Origin of the sequence: Marseilla massiliensis, from assembly GCF_016899855.1 — a bacterium.
Classification (GTDB): domain Bacteria; phylum Bacteroidota; class Bacteroidia; order Bacteroidales; family Bacteroidaceae; genus Prevotella.
In genome coordinates this window covers 1-15864 of the sequence record NZ_JACJJG010000003.1, presented here as the reverse complement: position 1 = coordinate 15864, position 15864 = coordinate 1, and the positions used below count along the sequence as shown (strand labels likewise).

Sequence of the window (15864 nt, the reverse complement as noted above, 5' to 3'; positions counted from 1 at the left end):
ATCAATAAGCATTTGTCAACTAACATATATTATGATAAATATCAGATGCGAAATTAATATAAATCCCACTCACGGCGAAAAATTATTAGAAAAAGATACTAAAATGAACGACTGCATAGAACTTAAAAATGTAAGGGTTAATAACCTGAAAAATATTTCATTAGAAATACCACATAATAAGTTTATAGTAATTACCGGTGTTTCTGGCTCTGGAAAGTCATCACTGGCTTTTGACACATTATATGCTGAGGGCCAACGTCGCTATGTAGAAAGTTTGTCTGCCTACGCCAGGCAATTCTTGGGACGCATGAATAAGCCAGACTTCGATTATATTAAGGGCCTTCCACCAGCAATTGCTGTAGAACAAAAAGTCAATACACGTAACCCTCGGTCTACCGTTGGAACAAGTACTGAAATATATGATTACATGCGTATGCTGTTTGCACGTATCGGTCATACTTATTCACCGGTAAGTGGCGTAGAAGTCAAACGGCACACATCTGAGGATATTATAAATTGCATATTCACGTTTTCATCAGGAACTAAGTTTGTAATTCTTTCGCGCCTTCACATTAATGATGGATATTCACTTGAAAGACAATTACAAATTTATCTTCAGCAAGGATTTTCACGTATTTATCATAATGGCGAATTCATCAGAATAGAAGATGCCGTTGAAAATGCAGACAACTTAAATCCCGAGGATGTATATATCCTGATTGACCGTTTATCAGTAGACAACGCGCCCGATGTAATTTCGAGAATTAATGATTCTGTTGAAACGGCCTTTTTTGAAGGTGACGGTACATGCCGAATTGTATTTATACCATCAAACATAACATATGATTTTTCTGATAAATTTGAGGCGGACGGAATACATTTTGAAGAGCCAAATGATAATATGTTCTCTTTCAATTCGCCTATCGGTGCCTGCCCTGTTTGTGAGGGTTTCGGCAACGTGATAGGAATAGACGAAAAACTTGTTGTACCAAATCCATCATTAAGTGTGTATGATGGTTGTGTGCAATGTTGGCATGGCGAGAAAATGGAGAAATGGAAAGAGGCATTTTGCCTTCAGGCGGCAAAGGATAAATTCCCGATTTTCGAACCATACTATAACCTTTCCGCAAAATATAAGGAATGGTTATGGCACGGTCTTCCGTCTCAAAAAATGTTTAATATAAAAGATAAAGTTTGTATTGATTCTTTTTTCCAAATGTTAAAAGACAATCAATACAAAATCCAATACCGCGTAATGATGAGCCGTTATCGAGGCAGGACAGTTTGTCCTGAATGTAAAGGTACACGATTAAAAAAGGAAGCAAATTATGTAAAAATCAATGGTAAAAGTATCAGCAATCTTGTTGACATGCCAATTACAAATTTGAAGGATTGGTTTGACAATCTTCAACTGAATGAGCATGAGGCAAGACTGGGAAAAAGGCTTTTAACTGAGATAAATAACAGATTACGTTTCCTTGTTGAAGTTGGCCTTGGCTATTTAACACTTAACCGTGCGTCAAACAGCCTTAGCGGTGGTGAGAGTCAACGAATTAACCTTACGACAGCATTGGGAAGTAGTTTGGTCGGTTCGTTGTATATATTGGACGAACCGAGTATCGGACTACATAGCCGGGATACTTTTAGGCTTATCAATGTTCTGAAGGAACTGAAGGAGATCGGTAACACTGTTATTGTGGTTGAACATGACGAAGATATAATACGATCAGCGGATTACCTTATTGACCTTGGCCCTGATGCAGGAAGTTGCGGTGGTGAAATCGTATATGAGGGAGAACCATCTCTCTTGTCGGAAGATGATCTGAAAAAATATAGCCATAGTCATACTATTAGCTATCTCTTCGGTAAAGAAATTATACCAGTTCCCCAAACAAGAAGAGCATGGAATAATAGTATTGTCATTAAGGGCGCAAGGATGAATAATCTCAAGGGAATAGATGTTGCGTTCCCGTTGAATGTCATGAACGTCGTTACAGGAGTGAGTGGCTCAGGAAAGTCATCATTAGTTAGAGGTATCCTCTACCCTGCCCTAAAACGGAAACTTGATGAAGTTGCAGATACTCCAGGAGAATATGCGGGATTGGAAGGCGATTGGGCAGAAATCAAACACGTAGAAATGGTTAACCAAAATCCCATAGGTAAAAGTTCTCGTTCTAATCCGGTTACGTATGTCAAGGCATTTGATGAAATCAGACAATTATTTGCAGATCAACCATTGGCACAACAAATGGGATTTACCGCACAATACTTTTCTTTCAATACAGATGGAGGACGATGTGAAACGTGCAAAGGAACAGGTATCATTACTGTAGAAATGCAATTTATGGCAGATTTGGAGCTTGAATGTGATGCATGTCATGGTAAAAGATTCAAATCAGACATATTGGATGTGCGTTTTGCCGGAAAAAATATCTACGAAGTTTTGGAAATGACAGTAAACGAAGCAATAGAATTCTTTTCGACTAATGGGCAAGAAACAATTGTCCGCAAACTTAAACCCCTGGATGATGTCGGATTAGGGTATATAAAACTTGGACAAAGTTCATCAACGCTGTCTGGAGGTGAAAACCAACGCGTAAAGCTTGCTTACTTCCTTGGACAGGAAAAATGTGACCCTACCCTATTCATTTTTGACGAGCCTACAACAGGTCTACATTTTCACGACATAAAGAAACTCTTGATTGCCTTCGATGCGCTGATACAGCATGGACATACAGTTATTGTCATTGAACATAACCTTGACGTTATCAAGTGTGCTGATTATGTTATAGACCTTGGTCCAGAAGGTGGAGACAAAGGAGGAAAACTTGTATTTGCAGGCACACCTGAGGATATGGTGAAATGCTCTAAAAGTATTACAGGAAAATATCTTGAAGAAAAATTATCATAATTAGCGATTAAAATAAATAGATTGAATAATTAATTGAAAAAATAAGTTAAAATATTAACTTTTAATGTTCATAGCTTTATATTACTCAATAAAATTTATTACCTTTGCACCGTCAAAAATTTAAGGCCGATATGGCTCAGTTGGTAGAGCAATTCATTCGTAATGAATAGGTCCCGGGTTCGAGTCCCGGTATCGGCTCAAAGGTCAAAATGTTGCGGTAATAGCTCAGTTGGTAGAGCACTAGCTTCCCAAGCTGGGGGTCGCGAGTTCGAGCCTCGTTTACCGCTCGACAATAAAATATTGAAATATAAAATATTTTATTTTACATATATTTTTCCACATAATTTAATCATGTATAAATGACAATTTCATTTCAATAAATGAATTTGTACAATATATAATTACTAAATAAAAAAGGGAAGAAAAATCTCCCCTTTTTTATTTAATTGCCAAATACTCATCCTCACTTCATGTCAATTGTTAACAGTTCCACCAACAATATCAAGCAATTCATTCGTAATAGCTTGCTGACGACTCTTGTTATATTGCAAATTAAGCTCTCGTAAAAGCTCATCTGCATTATCTGTAGCAGTCTGCATGGCTACCATTCGCGCTGCATGCTCACTTGCATTACTATCCAATAATGCCGTATAAATCATCAAATGATATAGTTTAGGTATTAGCTCGGAGAGTACTGAATTCATGTCTGGTTCCACGATGAAATTGTCATTCAACGGCTTAACCTCTTCCTTTTGAGAAGCAGAACTCTGTTTCTTTTTACGTAGATATTCCTGTGCTTCTCTTGTTACTATGTTTGAAGACAAATCACGTTCATCGTCAAAATCCAACTCGTTTTTAACATCAATCGGTAAAAATGTCTTACGCGTCAGAATTTGCGAACCGGCACTTTTGAAATGATGATATATCATTTCAACCTTATCGATCTCACCCGTAATAAACTTGCCTGCAAGTATTTCAGCTAAATCTATACATTGCTGGAAATTCGGTTTATCTGAAATTTCTGAATAATCACCACCACAAGTTAAGCCAAGCTTCGTCACTTTTTCAGCCACTTTTCGACCAACAGGATAAATTATAATATTATCCTTGCTTAAATGCTGATATTCATTGATTACCTGTTGCATCATCTTTATGATATTGGCATTAAAGCCTCCACACAAACTACTGTTGGACGAATATACAACTAAAGCAACACGCTTTACCGGACGCTCTACACTGTAAACAGTTGACGCATCAACTTCTGAAGCGAGAAAGCTTTTGAGAATATGTTCAAGCATAGATTCGTATGGCAACATGTTCTCAATCATAACCTGCGCATGATGGAGTTTTGAAGAGGCCACCATTTTCATAGCACTCGTAATTTTACGAGTGCTATTTACAGATGAGATTCGGTTTTTTATCTCTTTAAGTGACGGCATAGATTAATCAGTTTTTATATTGCCCGGCTATGTCGGCCATTACAGATTCGATAACTTTAGTCTGTTCATCACCGATTTTTCCTTCTGACAATGTTGCAATAACGTCAGCATGAGCAGAGCGCATCTTGTCCAAGAATGTATCTTGACACTCGCGAACTTTCTCAACTGGTACATCACGCAACAATCCATGAGTTCCACAATAGAGAATTGATATTTGCTCACCCACAGGCATAGGACTATACTGAGGCTGTATCAACAATTGATTGTTTTTACGTCCTCTATCAAGAGTCATAGCAGTCACGGCATCCATGTCACTTGAGAACTTCGAGAAAGACTCAAGTTCACGATACTGGGCCTGGTCAATCTTCAATGTTCCGGCAACTTTTTTCATACTCTTAATTTGCGCAGAACCTCCGACACGACTTACGGAAATACCCACATTAATCGCTGGACGGAAACCTTGGTTAAACAAATCAGTTTCAAGATAAATCTGTCCATCAGTAATGGAAATAACATTTGTTGGAATATAAGCTGATACGTCACCCGCCTGGGTTTCAATGATTGGCAGGGCTGTGAGAGATCCCCCACCCTTTACGTGACCTTTCATGCATTCGGGTAAGTCGTTCATCTGTTCGGCAACTTCCTGTTGGTCATTGATCCTAGCTGCACGTTCCAATAAACGGCTATGCAAATAGAACACATCACCAGGATAAGCTTCACGCCCAGAAGGACGACGCAGGATTAGTGAGACTTCACGATATGCAACAGCCTGCTTTGATAAGTCATCATAAACGACTAAAGCAGAAAGTCCTCTATCCCTAAAATATTCACCGATAGCAGCACCTGCAAAAGGAGCATAATATTGCATAGCGGCTGGATCTGCTGCTGTAGCTGCAACGACTATAGTATAAGGCATTGCTCCATGTTCCTTCAAATTTGCGACCAAAGCTGCAACAGTTGAAGCCTTTTGTCCTATTGCAACATAAATGCAATATACTGGCTTTCCTGCATCATAAAAACTTTTCTGATTTATGATGGTGTCAACGGCTATTGCGGTTTTTCCTGTTTGGCGGTCGCCAATAATAAGTTCGCGTTGTCCTCTTCCGATAGGAATCATCGAATCCACCGCTTTTAAGCCGGTTTGCAGAGGTTCCTTCACCGGTTGGCGATAAATAACTCCAGGAGCTTTTCGATCCAATGGCATTTCAAATGACTCGGAAAGATCAATATCGCCCTTACCATCAATAGCTTGGCCCAAAGGATTTATAACTCGTCCAAGCATATTATCATTTACCTTGATACTAGCAATACGCTTTGTACGTTTTACTAGCATACCCTCTTTAATGCCGGAAGTTGAACCTAAAAGCACACAACCAACGTTGTCTTCCTCAAGGTTCATGACAATCGCCATAGTGCCATTCTCAAATTCGAGAAGTTCGTTTGCCTCTGCATTGCGCAATCCGTATATACGCGCAACACCGTCGCTAACCTGCAAAACTGAACCAACCTCATCAAACTTGGCACTGTCACTAATACCTTTTAGCTGGTCAAGAAGGACTTGAGATACTTCGCTTGGTTTAATTTTATCTGACATATTATTCTTTAATTATTTTACTTAAGTTGTGACAGAATGGCAGCTAATTTTGATTTAACACTCATATCCAATCTATAAGTGTCGTATTCCAATATAAAGCCTCCAATTATTTCAGGGTTTATTTCGGTTTCAAAATCAACAGTTCCATTAGTCTTGCTCTCTACCAACTTTCGTAACTTTTGCTCTGTAGCTGAAGATACGGACGTGGCAGTTGAAAGTTTAGCACGGATTAATTTTTTCTGCCTTCGATATAATGTAATATATGAATTCGCAATAAATTGCATCATGCTCTCACGATCAGCTCTCAAAACCAACTTAATAAAAGTGGTTGTGAGTTCACAAGGCTTTTCGCCAACAGCTGTCAATAGTAAAGATTCTTTCTTATCTTTTGAGAGCATTGGATTATCTATGGTAAACTTAAGTTCGGGAACTTTAATATAACTCTTAGATAAAGTCTGCATCTCATGATACACTCTATCTTCAAGTTGCGCCTCCATGCCTGCCTTCAACAAAGCACGTGCATATCTTACCGATATTAATCCTAAATCCATAATACTTATTTTTTCTCGGAAGCAGTAATTTCATCCAGCATACGGTCAATCAATTCCATTTGTGCCTTCTCGTCACTGAGTTTTTCCTTCAATATTTTCTCAGCGATTTCGACGCTAAGTGTCGCTACTTGCTTACGAATATCGCTTGTAGCTGCCCTCCTTTGGTTTTCTATTTCTATTTTTGCCTCAGAAAGCAGTCTGTTGCCTTCTTCGCGAGCTTTGTCCTGAGCTTTTTCCACTATTGCGTCTCGAGTGGCAGCAGCCTCTTTAATAACAAGAGCCTGCCTTTCACGAGCTTCTTGCAAAATAGCTTCGCTCTCAACTTTGATATTGGCTAGCTTTTCGTTAGCTTCATGCGCCTTACGCAGACTATCGTCTATGTAGGCTTTACGATTGTTCACCATTTTAACAATCACAGGAAAACCATATTTCGTGAGAATTGCCAAAACGACGAGAAAAACAATCGTCATCCAAAAGAACAAGCCAAAATCAGGGGTTATTAATGACATAAGCTGTTAGATTTCTATTACTAAAATCTCCCTAATTTATACGAACAATGCGAGCAAAGCGATAATGACAGCGAAGAATGCGACACCTTCGACAAGTGCTGCTGCAATAATCATTGAAGAACGCAAGTCACCCATCTTTTCCGGTTGGCGAGCCATGGCATCCATAGCCTGTCCTCCAATCTTACCAATACCGATACCTGCACCTATTGCGGCCAAACCACCACCTAATGCTGCACCTAACTTTGCAATTTCTGCTGCTAATAATAAAGAAATCATAGTCGTAAATTTTTAATTGTTATTTTATTATTTGATTATATTAATTTTTTGCATGCTCATGAACATGGGCAAGCGAGATAAATACGGCGCTGAGCATTGTAAATACCAGTGCCTGAATGAAACATACCAAAACTTCAAGCAACATCATAAATATGCTCATGCACACACTTACAACCGTCATTGAAGTTCCAGCAACTGCATTTAAAGCAAACATGACAAAGATAATGCACGAAAGCGAAATCTGTATGGAATGACCTGCCATCATGTTTGCAAAAAGTCGAATCATAAGTGCCAAAGGCTTTGTGAATATGCTGAAAAACTCGATAAACGGCATCAACGGCACAGGCACTTTTAACCACATTGGCACTTCCGGCCAGAAAATATCTTTCCAGTAAGCTCTTGTGCCCGTAACGTTAGTTATCAGGAATGTACACAAGGCTAAAAAGAAAGTTATCGTTATATTTCCGGTGAGATTGCCGCCACCCGGAGGGAACGGAATAACTCCCATAATATTGGCCAAGAAGATGAAGAAGAAACATGTAAGCAAATACGGAGCATATTTGTCTGCCTCTTTTCCAAGAGACGCTTTAACCACATCGTCATATATGTACATGATAAACATGTGCATAAATCCTGTAAAACCTTTTGGAGCCGGATCTTCAGGTTTATGTTTCTTACACCATCTTGCAGGAATTAAGACGCATAAGAGCAATAATATTGCGTCAATAAACAAAACAACAACTGTTTTGGTTATTGAAATGTCAAATGGTCGCGTTTCTTTGCCATTGACATTTTCGCAAATTTTGTTCTCATTATCTTTACTGCCTGATATATATAAGCCATAAGGACCTGGACGATTACCTAGCGCGTCTTTTTCTTCAGCAAACTCACTACTGCTGAAAACATGCCAACCCGTAGAGCTCTTCACTATGACAGGAAGATGCAATATTACAGGATGGCTGTTTATCGTAGTAATGTGCCATTCATAAGAATCAGTAATATGCCCGAATAGTATTTCTTTCAGGTCTATTCCTTTTTTCTCGTCAGCATTTTCCGCTGCATGAATGGGTACAATACAAGCCATCAACAGCACAATACACAGCAATAGTCTGATATTTTTCATTTGTCTGTTTTTAGATTATTATATTTTTCTATGCGAGCAAAAAACACACTATCAAATATGAGCATGACAATATAGAATGCAAAAAAAACGATGATGAAATTGCGTATCACTTCTTTTCCGTCATTTAACATACAAAATGCCAACACGACTAAGGCAGCTGTCATCAAACGTAAAGCCGAGACGCCCAAATAAAATCTTGCAATAATACCCGAAGCGGATTTTGCTACCTTCTTCCAAAAAAAGCCATACAACAAATTTATTACTATCGAATATATTGCGCTGACAGCTAAGGCATTAAGCAAGCTTATCTCGATCCAATTCACGCTCATCGCAACAAATCCACACAATGTCATTGCTACGACCAACCATAAACTGTATTTACAATAACGCTTGCTTGTCAAATCTATCAGTTTTGCATCCATGATTATCAATTCAGTTCAACACATAGGTTGACCATATTTTTCTGAACTTCAACAAATCCTCCTGTTATATTGAGGCTTTGCCGTCCTTCAGCTGTCACATACTCAACAACACCTGACTGGAGAGAAGATATGATCGGAGCATGGTCGTTCAATATTTCAAAACTACCTTTCGTCCCAGGAACAGTTACACTGTTTACTTCCCCGCTATATTCTATTTTCTCAGGCGATATGATTTTCAGTTTTAGACTCATGCATTATGAATTTTATCAGTTCGCTGCTTTTGCTGTTTCAAGAAGTTTCTTGCCTTTAGCTATGGCATCTTCAATTGTACCGACATTCAAGAACGCCTGCTCAGGAAGATCATCAACTTCGCCATCAAGAATAGCATTAAATCCTTTTATTGTCTCCTCAATTGGTACCATGACACCAGGAATACCAGTAAATTGCTCGGCAACAGTAAATGGTTGAGATAAGAAACGCTGAACACGTCGTGCTCTATTCACTGTCAACTTATCTTCATCAGACAATTCATCCATACCAAGAATTGCAATGATGTCCTGCAACTCCTTATAATGCTGAAGAATCTCTTTTACTCTTTGAGCACATTCATAATGCTCCTTTCCAACTATTAATGGATCCAATATACGTGAAGTACTGCCTAACGGATCAACTGCAGGATAAATACCAAGCTCTGCGATCTTACGGCTTAACTCCGTTGTCGCGTCAAGGTGGGTGAATGTCGTCGCAGGAGCAGGGTCTGTAAGGTCGTCGGCTGGCACATATACAGCTTGAACCGAAGTAATACTTCCATTCTTTGTTGAAGTAATACGTTCTTGCATTGCTCCCATCTCACTTGCAAGCGTAGGCTGATATCCCACTGCTGAAGGCATACGTCCAAGCAAAGCGGAAACTTCAGAACCTGCCTGAGTAAAACGGAAAATATTATCAATGAAGAACATAATATCCGTAGCTTTACCGTCTTTACCTCCATGATCGCGGAACTCTTCAGCTACTGTTAATCCTGACAATGCAACCGAAGCGCGCGCTCCTGGCGGTTCATTCATCTGGCCATAGACGAGAGTTGCTTGCGATTTTTTCAATTCTTCAGGATCAACCAAAGACAAATCCCATTTGCCTTCCTCCATTGCTTTCTTGAATTTATCACCATATCTGATAACACCAGATTCAAGCATGTCTCGTATCAGGTCATTGCCTTCACGTGTACGCTCTCCTACACCGGCAAAAACAGAATAGCCATTATGTCCTTTGGCAATGTTGTTGATAAGTTCCATGATTAGCACGGTCTTACCAACACCTGCTCCACCGAACAAACCGATCTTACCGCCCTTCATGTACGGCTCCAGCAAGTCTATGACTTTTATTCCGGTAGCCAACATCTCTTTGTGCGTCGACAGCTCGTCAAATTTAGGAGCTTCACGGTGAATTGGATATGAGCCTTTCATGTCCAATTGTTTCATTCCATCGATAGGTTGGCCTATGACATTCATCATTCGCCCCTTGATTTGCTCTCCGGCTGGCATCATTATAGGATGGCCAGTTGCTACGACCTGCAATCCACGCTGAAGACCGTCAGTATTGTCCATTGCGACACACCTAACCGTATCCTCACCGATATGCTGCTGTACCTCGATGACAAGGTCGCTGCCGTTCGGGCGTTTCACTATAAGCGCGTCATAAATTTTGGGCAACACTTCCTCAGGATTTCCGCCATTGGTGTCGAAATAAACATCTATGACAGGACCGATAATCTGGGAAATATGTCCTTTAATTTGTTCCATATGTATTAAAAGTTTTAAGTATGTCTTTTCAAAACGCAAAAATACGAAATAGTTTTATCACACACAAAATAAATGCCGTTAAACTTTCAAATCCGTAAGCATTTTTCACATTAATAAAAAGACATTTCAAATACTTTAATTCTTGCTTATGATTTGTTATTATATACTCAATTCATCAAGAACAGTTATGAGCTTCATATCGAAAGGCTTGTCCGAACGTATGGCTTCGCTAAGCGGTACATATACGATCTCGTTGTTACGCACACCTACCATTACGTTACGTTGACCCTGCAATATGGCATCTACGGCACCGACTCCCGTTCGGCTTGCCAATATACGATCATGCGCAGACGGTCTACCTCCACGCTGCAGATGGCCAAGGATTGAAACTCGTACATCATAATCAGGAAACTCGTTCCTCACACGGTCCGCATAGTACAAAGCGCCGCATTTGGGACTTTCAGATACAATTACAATGCAGCTCTTCTTACTCTTTCGTATTCCTCGTTCCATGAAACGTGCCAATTGGTCAACATCGGTTGAATCCTCTGGAATAATTGCCGCTTCTGCGCCGGAAGCAATAGCACTGTTCTGAGCCAAGAATCCGGCATCTCGTCCCATAACTTCCACAAAGAAAATACGCTCATGGCTCTGGGCTGTATCACGGATTCGGTCAACGCATTCGACAATTGTATTCAGCGTAGTGTCATATCCGATTGTTGAATCGGTGCCATAAAGGTCGTTATCTATTGTACCAGGAAGTCCAATACAGCAGACGTCATATTCTTGTGCAAACAGCATTGCGCCTGTAAGCGAACCATTACCGCCAATTACTACCAGTGCGTCTATACCGTTAGCCTGCATATTGTCGTACGCTTTCTTGCGTCCTTCCGGTGTCTTGAATTCATTGCTGCGTGCCGTCTTAAGTACGGTTCCTCCAGACATTATTATACCACTGACATTTTCCGTGGTGAAATCGGCAATTTCATTATTAATAAGTCCGTCAAAACCTCGGTAAATGCCTTTTATATTAAAGCCTTTGCATATACCTGCCCTTGTAACCGCACGTATAGCCGCGTTCATACCCGGAGCATCTCCTCCCGACGTCAAAATACCTATAGTCTTAATCTTTGCCATAATTTATTGTATCTTTAAAATAATTATCAGTTAAAAAACCACATTACCGCAAGTCCCAAAAGCCAACCGGCTAAAGCGATGAAGCCTACATTCTTAAAATACCAACCAACATGTATCCGCTCCATTTTCATTAATGCCAAGCCGCTGACTGAGCCTAATGGCAATATGTTTCCTCCCATGGCCGAGCAGTATGCTATAGCCTTCCAGTAAATACCGTTTTGCACAAAAGCGGACATGTAACTTGAATCTGTGAAATGGGACAAGTTTTCTGCATCCACAACCGGATATATGGAAATAAAACTCATACAAGTAGCAAATGAATCAAGAGCACAGCTTACAATCCCAGCAATTACTCCCATTATCCATACATTGTGTATGTTAAAATCAAGCAAATGTGTAACATGCGACAATATACCAGTCTCGCGCACGACACCTATGGCAAGCATAATACCCAATACAAACAACATAAGCTGTATTATCCCATATTGCAAAGCCCTGGGGACAGGCCGTTGCATCATCTGGTCTGCATTCATTAGCTTGTGATTGAATATTTCGTTGACTATCCACAAGAATGATAAGACACACAAAGCGCCCAAAAACGGACTCAATTTGGTTATATTATGGAATGTCGGAATAAACCACAAGCCACCTATACCCAATATCAGCATAACAAGGCGCTGCCATCGGTTAAGGTTAGTGTCATCTCCACGGTACGGCATGGTTGTACATTGGATGTCCGTATGGTCAGGCAAACTTCTTCCCAACCAATATGTTGGCAGCCCCCAAGCAATAAGACATGGCAAGGCAAGAGAAGCCGAGAAATTCGATGCAGTAACTGCCCCTGTACTCCAAAGGACAAGACCGTTGGGGTCACCTATGACGGTAAGCGCCCCACCACAATTTGCCGCTAAAACTATCGCGCAGCCATAAATCATGCGCTGCCTACGGTTTGGCAGCAGTTTGTGCATGATCACAAGCATCATTGTAGTTGTAGTAAGATTGTCAAGATTCGCTGAAATAATAAATGTCATTATAGACATTATCCACAAAAGTTTCTTACTATTACGCGTTTTAAGGAGCTCAGAAAGAAAATCGAAACAACCGTTATTGTTCAATATTTCCACTATCGTCATCGTAGCAAGCAGGAACAATACTATTTCCGCCCCCTTACCGACATACTTAATAAAAACCTCTTGAGCTATGTATTGCTTGACGTTCGAACTTGAAGCTGCCGCTCCACCAAGAAAATCAGCATAGCCATCAGGATGCTGATTCATCACAAAGTCCGTTCCATAGCAAATATAAAGCACCCATCCAGCCGTACCGACAAACATTGCTACAGCTGCACGGTTTACGTTTGTTGCATATCCCGTGGCTATAAGGACATATCCTATCAGCAGAATGGAAAGTATAACCAGTGCCATATTTTTCTTGCAATTCAGCTACAAATTTACAAAATAATATCAAACAAGAGAAATATGGCGCGAAAAAATATACTTGTTTAACGAGAATTTAACCTAAACTAAACACGCAAACTGAGATTGGCGGAAATGCCCGGATATATCGTGCCGCAAATTCAGGAATAAGGGCAATGTGATATATATCAAGCGCAAACTTATAAATAAATTATTTATTTAATAAAACATGGTAATATGCTGAATATAAAGAAATAGTGCGGCGCAATGCACCGCACTACCAGACATAATAACGTTTATTTTTACTTATATTTCAACATCCTTGTAAAGATAACGTTTTATACTTTTTTTAGGAGTTTTCTCAAATTCTTCATCCTGTAACTTAAATGCCGAGACCTTACTATATGACGGAATCATCTGATTCAACTCCAGCATGTTTTGCTCCATTACATGCTGGAGATCTTCTTTGGAGAAGCCAAGACTCTTCGCCTCATCATAATCAGGATATATCAAGGCTGCCAATTTATCTCCCTTCTGTATGATAAGACTCTCCACAACGAGCATCATACTATTCAATTTATCCTCTATTTCCTCAGGATATATATTCTGGCCGTTTGCCCCGAGCAGCATATTCTTAATCCTTCCTTTTACAAATATATACCCATCAGCGTCCATGATACCCAAATCTCCCGTATGATACCATCCTTCCTGGTCAAGCACCTGTTGCGTGGCCTCTTCGTTCTTGTAATATCCAAGCATTACGTTTGTTCCTCTTGCCAATATTTCTCCAGGTATATTTTGCGGATCTTTGCTGTCTATTTTTACCTCCATGTGTACAACAGCCCGGCCGCATGATGTCGGCACAAAATCTTTGTAGTCCGTATAAGTAATAATCGGTGCGCACTCAGTCGCTCCATATGCCATCGTTATGGGGAAATCTATACTCTTCAAGAAAGATTCTATTTCTTGGTTAAACGGCGCGCCACCTACAACAATCTCGTACATATTGCCTCCGAAGGCCTCCATCACTTCTTCGCATACCTTCTGCTTTACTTTCTTGTTAATTACAGGCATGTTCATTAACAAGCGCATTCTATTGTTCTGGGTTTTCGGGAAAATACTTTTACGTATGATTTTCTCTATTACCAATGGCACTGCAATTATTATCGCGGGCTTTATGTCCGTGAACGCTTGAGCTATTATTGCCGGACTGGGCAGACGGGTCAAGAAGAAAATATGGCAGCCATGGCAGAATTGGAACAGGAATTCACAAGCCATACCATACATATGCGCCATTGGAAGTATGCTGACCGTATTAGAACCTTTGGGGATATGAGGTCCCATAGCCTTATTTGTAAAATCAAGGTTGCCCCAAAGCGCACGGTATGGCAGCATTACCCCTTTGGAAAAGCCTGTTGTGCCGCTCGTGTAATTTATCAACGCGAGTTCTTCAGGATCCTGGTTCATGTAATAGTGTACATGGTTTGAACGGAACGCCTTGGGATACTTCTTGCCAAACAATTCGTTAAGGTGTTCACGAGCGTAAGTAAGTTTATCGGTTCGCGAAACCACGAGCGAATAGTCAGGAATATATATTACCCCTTCCAGATTCGGCATTTTCGTTACGTCAATAGTTTTGGCCACGATGTCGCCTACAAACAGCAGCTTGGCCTCGCTGTGGTTAACAACGTTATACACCTGCTCCGGAGTAAACTCATGTTGTACCGGCACTGCTACGGCCCCGTATGTAAGGGTTGCAAGAAACGCAACGGCCCAACACGCGCTGTTACGTCCACAGATGGCTATCTTGTCGCCCTTCTCAATACCGCTATTCTCAAACATGATGTGCAGCTTTTCTATCTTTCTTGCTACATCCTTGTATTGCAGTGTAATGCCTTTGTAATCGGTCAGGGCGTCTAAATCCCAATGCTCAATAATGCTTTTCTCTATGTAAGAGTTGAAACTTGGTATTAATTCCATTGCACAAAAATCGAAAATTTGTGCAAAGATAGAGTATTTTTTGCACATTGACAAATTATTTGTGCAGTATTTAATGACATTTTCGTACTATAACAAAGATTACATACTATTTGGCCATATTTGCAATGGCGTAATATTCTGAATCAAGGTCTATTACTACATCATTGGTAACGTAATGTCTGAATTATTGGAATAATCGTAACATCTTGTAATTTCGTTAAGCTGTATAATCACAATATTCAAAATATTTTACCTCTTACAAGCAAATAACGCAAGCCTGAGTGTGCACACGTAATCATCTGTCGTTCAGGCTTTTGTTGATATTTTTACTAATTTGTGCAATAAATCCGGTATGCTGACACTGTAAAAAGCGGTCTTTTAGTATGCCAAACACCGTCTTTAAGCTTGCTAATGACGGCGTTTATGTCTTTTCCTGAAATAGGTTGACAGTTTTTGTTTAAATAAACTACATTATTTTACACACTCTGGATAGAGGTACTGGAATGGTTGACATCGCATCGGGAAATGTGCCGCTTTACTTTACATTCCCGGTCTTTGTCAGGCGGCCCCGCGGGGCCGCCTGACAAAATCGCAGCAAAGATACTATCTTCCGTTGTCATTCCCTCCATGGCCCACCGTTTTTTTTCTTTTCCACAGCCGTTTTTGTTCGCCGCTCCCGGCGTGCGCCGTCTCCGGGGTGTTGTTGCC

The 15864-nt window shown here is 40.2% G+C and carries 13 protein-coding genes and 2 tRNA genes; 3 read left to right on the top strand and 12 right to left on the bottom strand.

From position 1 onward, the window contains the following. Positions 1 to 103 precede the first annotated feature (103 nt). From uvrA to H6A34_RS01315, 3 genes are all read left to right on the top strand, one after another. Positions 104 to 2911, top strand: coding sequence for an excinuclease ABC subunit UvrA (uvrA, locus tag H6A34_RS01325; protein ID WP_205103089.1), 2808 nt, complete (start codon positions 104 to 106; stop codon positions 2909 to 2911). Positions 2912 to 3036: 125 nt separating this feature from the next. Continuing rightward, positions 3037 to 3109 (top strand) — tRNA-Thr (locus H6A34_RS01320). A gap of 16 nt (positions 3110 to 3125) precedes the next feature. Beyond that, a tRNA-Gly gene (locus H6A34_RS01315) sits at positions 3126 to 3198 on the top strand. 186 nt (positions 3199 to 3384) lie between these two features. Here H6A34_RS01315 and H6A34_RS01310 read toward each other — a convergent pair. The 12 genes from H6A34_RS01310 to H6A34_RS01255 all read right to left on the bottom strand — a co-directional run bounded on the left by H6A34_RS01310 (position 3385) and on the right by H6A34_RS01255 (position 15156). Beyond that, complete coding sequence (locus tag H6A34_RS01310; protein ID WP_205102978.1) at positions 3385 to 4350, bottom strand: F0F1 ATP synthase subunit gamma; 966 nt, start codon at positions 4348 to 4350, stop codon at positions 3385 to 3387. Positions 4351 to 4357: 7 nt separating this feature from the next. Next, entirely contained in the window at positions 4358 to 5944 is a 1587-nt protein-coding gene (gene atpA / locus H6A34_RS01305; protein ID WP_021947290.1) for a F0F1 ATP synthase subunit alpha, read from the bottom strand. 17 nt (positions 5945 to 5961) lie between these two features. After that, a complete protein-coding gene (locus H6A34_RS01300) occupies positions 5962 to 6495 on the bottom strand; it encodes a F0F1 ATP synthase subunit delta (RefSeq protein ID WP_021947291.1) in 534 nt (177 codons plus the stop codon). A gap of 5 nt (positions 6496 to 6500) precedes the next feature. Next, a complete protein-coding gene (gene atpF, locus H6A34_RS01295) occupies positions 6501 to 7004 on the bottom strand; it encodes a F0F1 ATP synthase subunit B (RefSeq protein ID WP_021947292.1) in 504 nt (167 codons plus the stop codon). A gap of 36 nt (positions 7005 to 7040) precedes the next feature. Continuing rightward, entirely contained in the window at positions 7041 to 7280 is a 240-nt protein-coding gene (gene atpE, locus H6A34_RS01290) for an ATP synthase F0 subunit C (RefSeq protein ID WP_021947293.1), read from the bottom strand. 40 nt (positions 7281 to 7320) lie between these two features. Next, on the bottom strand, positions 7321 to 8403 hold the full coding sequence (atpB, locus tag H6A34_RS01285) for a F0F1 ATP synthase subunit A (protein WP_205102977.1): 1083 nt from the start codon (positions 8401 to 8403) through the stop codon (positions 7321 to 7323). Then, a complete protein-coding gene (locus H6A34_RS01280) occupies positions 8400 to 8825 on the bottom strand; it encodes a hypothetical protein (protein ID WP_205102976.1) in 426 nt (141 codons plus the stop codon). The genes atpB and H6A34_RS01280 overlap by 4 nt, the downstream gene beginning before the upstream one ends. A gap of 5 nt (positions 8826 to 8830) precedes the next feature. Beyond that, positions 8831 to 9076: an ATP synthase F1 subunit epsilon gene (gene atpC / locus H6A34_RS01275; protein ID WP_021947296.1), complete on the bottom strand. Its 246-nt coding sequence runs from the start codon at positions 9074 to 9076 to the stop codon at positions 8831 to 8833. 15 nt (positions 9077 to 9091) lie between these two features. After that, complete coding sequence (gene atpD, locus H6A34_RS01270) at positions 9092 to 10624, bottom strand: F0F1 ATP synthase subunit beta (RefSeq protein ID WP_205102975.1); 1533 nt, start codon at positions 10622 to 10624, stop codon at positions 9092 to 9094. 159 nt (positions 10625 to 10783) lie between these two features. Further along, entirely contained in the window at positions 10784 to 11761 is a 978-nt protein-coding gene (pfkA, locus tag H6A34_RS01265; protein WP_021947298.1) for a 6-phosphofructokinase, read from the bottom strand. Positions 11762 to 11787: 26 nt separating this feature from the next. After that, positions 11788 to 13185 (bottom strand): SLC13 family permease, encoded by a 1398-nt coding sequence (locus tag H6A34_RS01260; protein ID WP_205102974.1) that lies wholly within the window; start codon positions 13183 to 13185, stop codon positions 11788 to 11790. A gap of 297 nt (positions 13186 to 13482) precedes the next feature. Continuing rightward, positions 13483 to 15156 carry an AMP-binding protein gene (locus H6A34_RS01255; RefSeq protein WP_205102973.1) on the bottom strand — a complete coding sequence of 558 codons (1674 nt, stop codon included), beginning with the start codon at positions 15154 to 15156 and terminating at the stop codon, positions 13483 to 13485. Between the last annotated feature and the right edge of the window lie 708 nt (positions 15157 to 15864).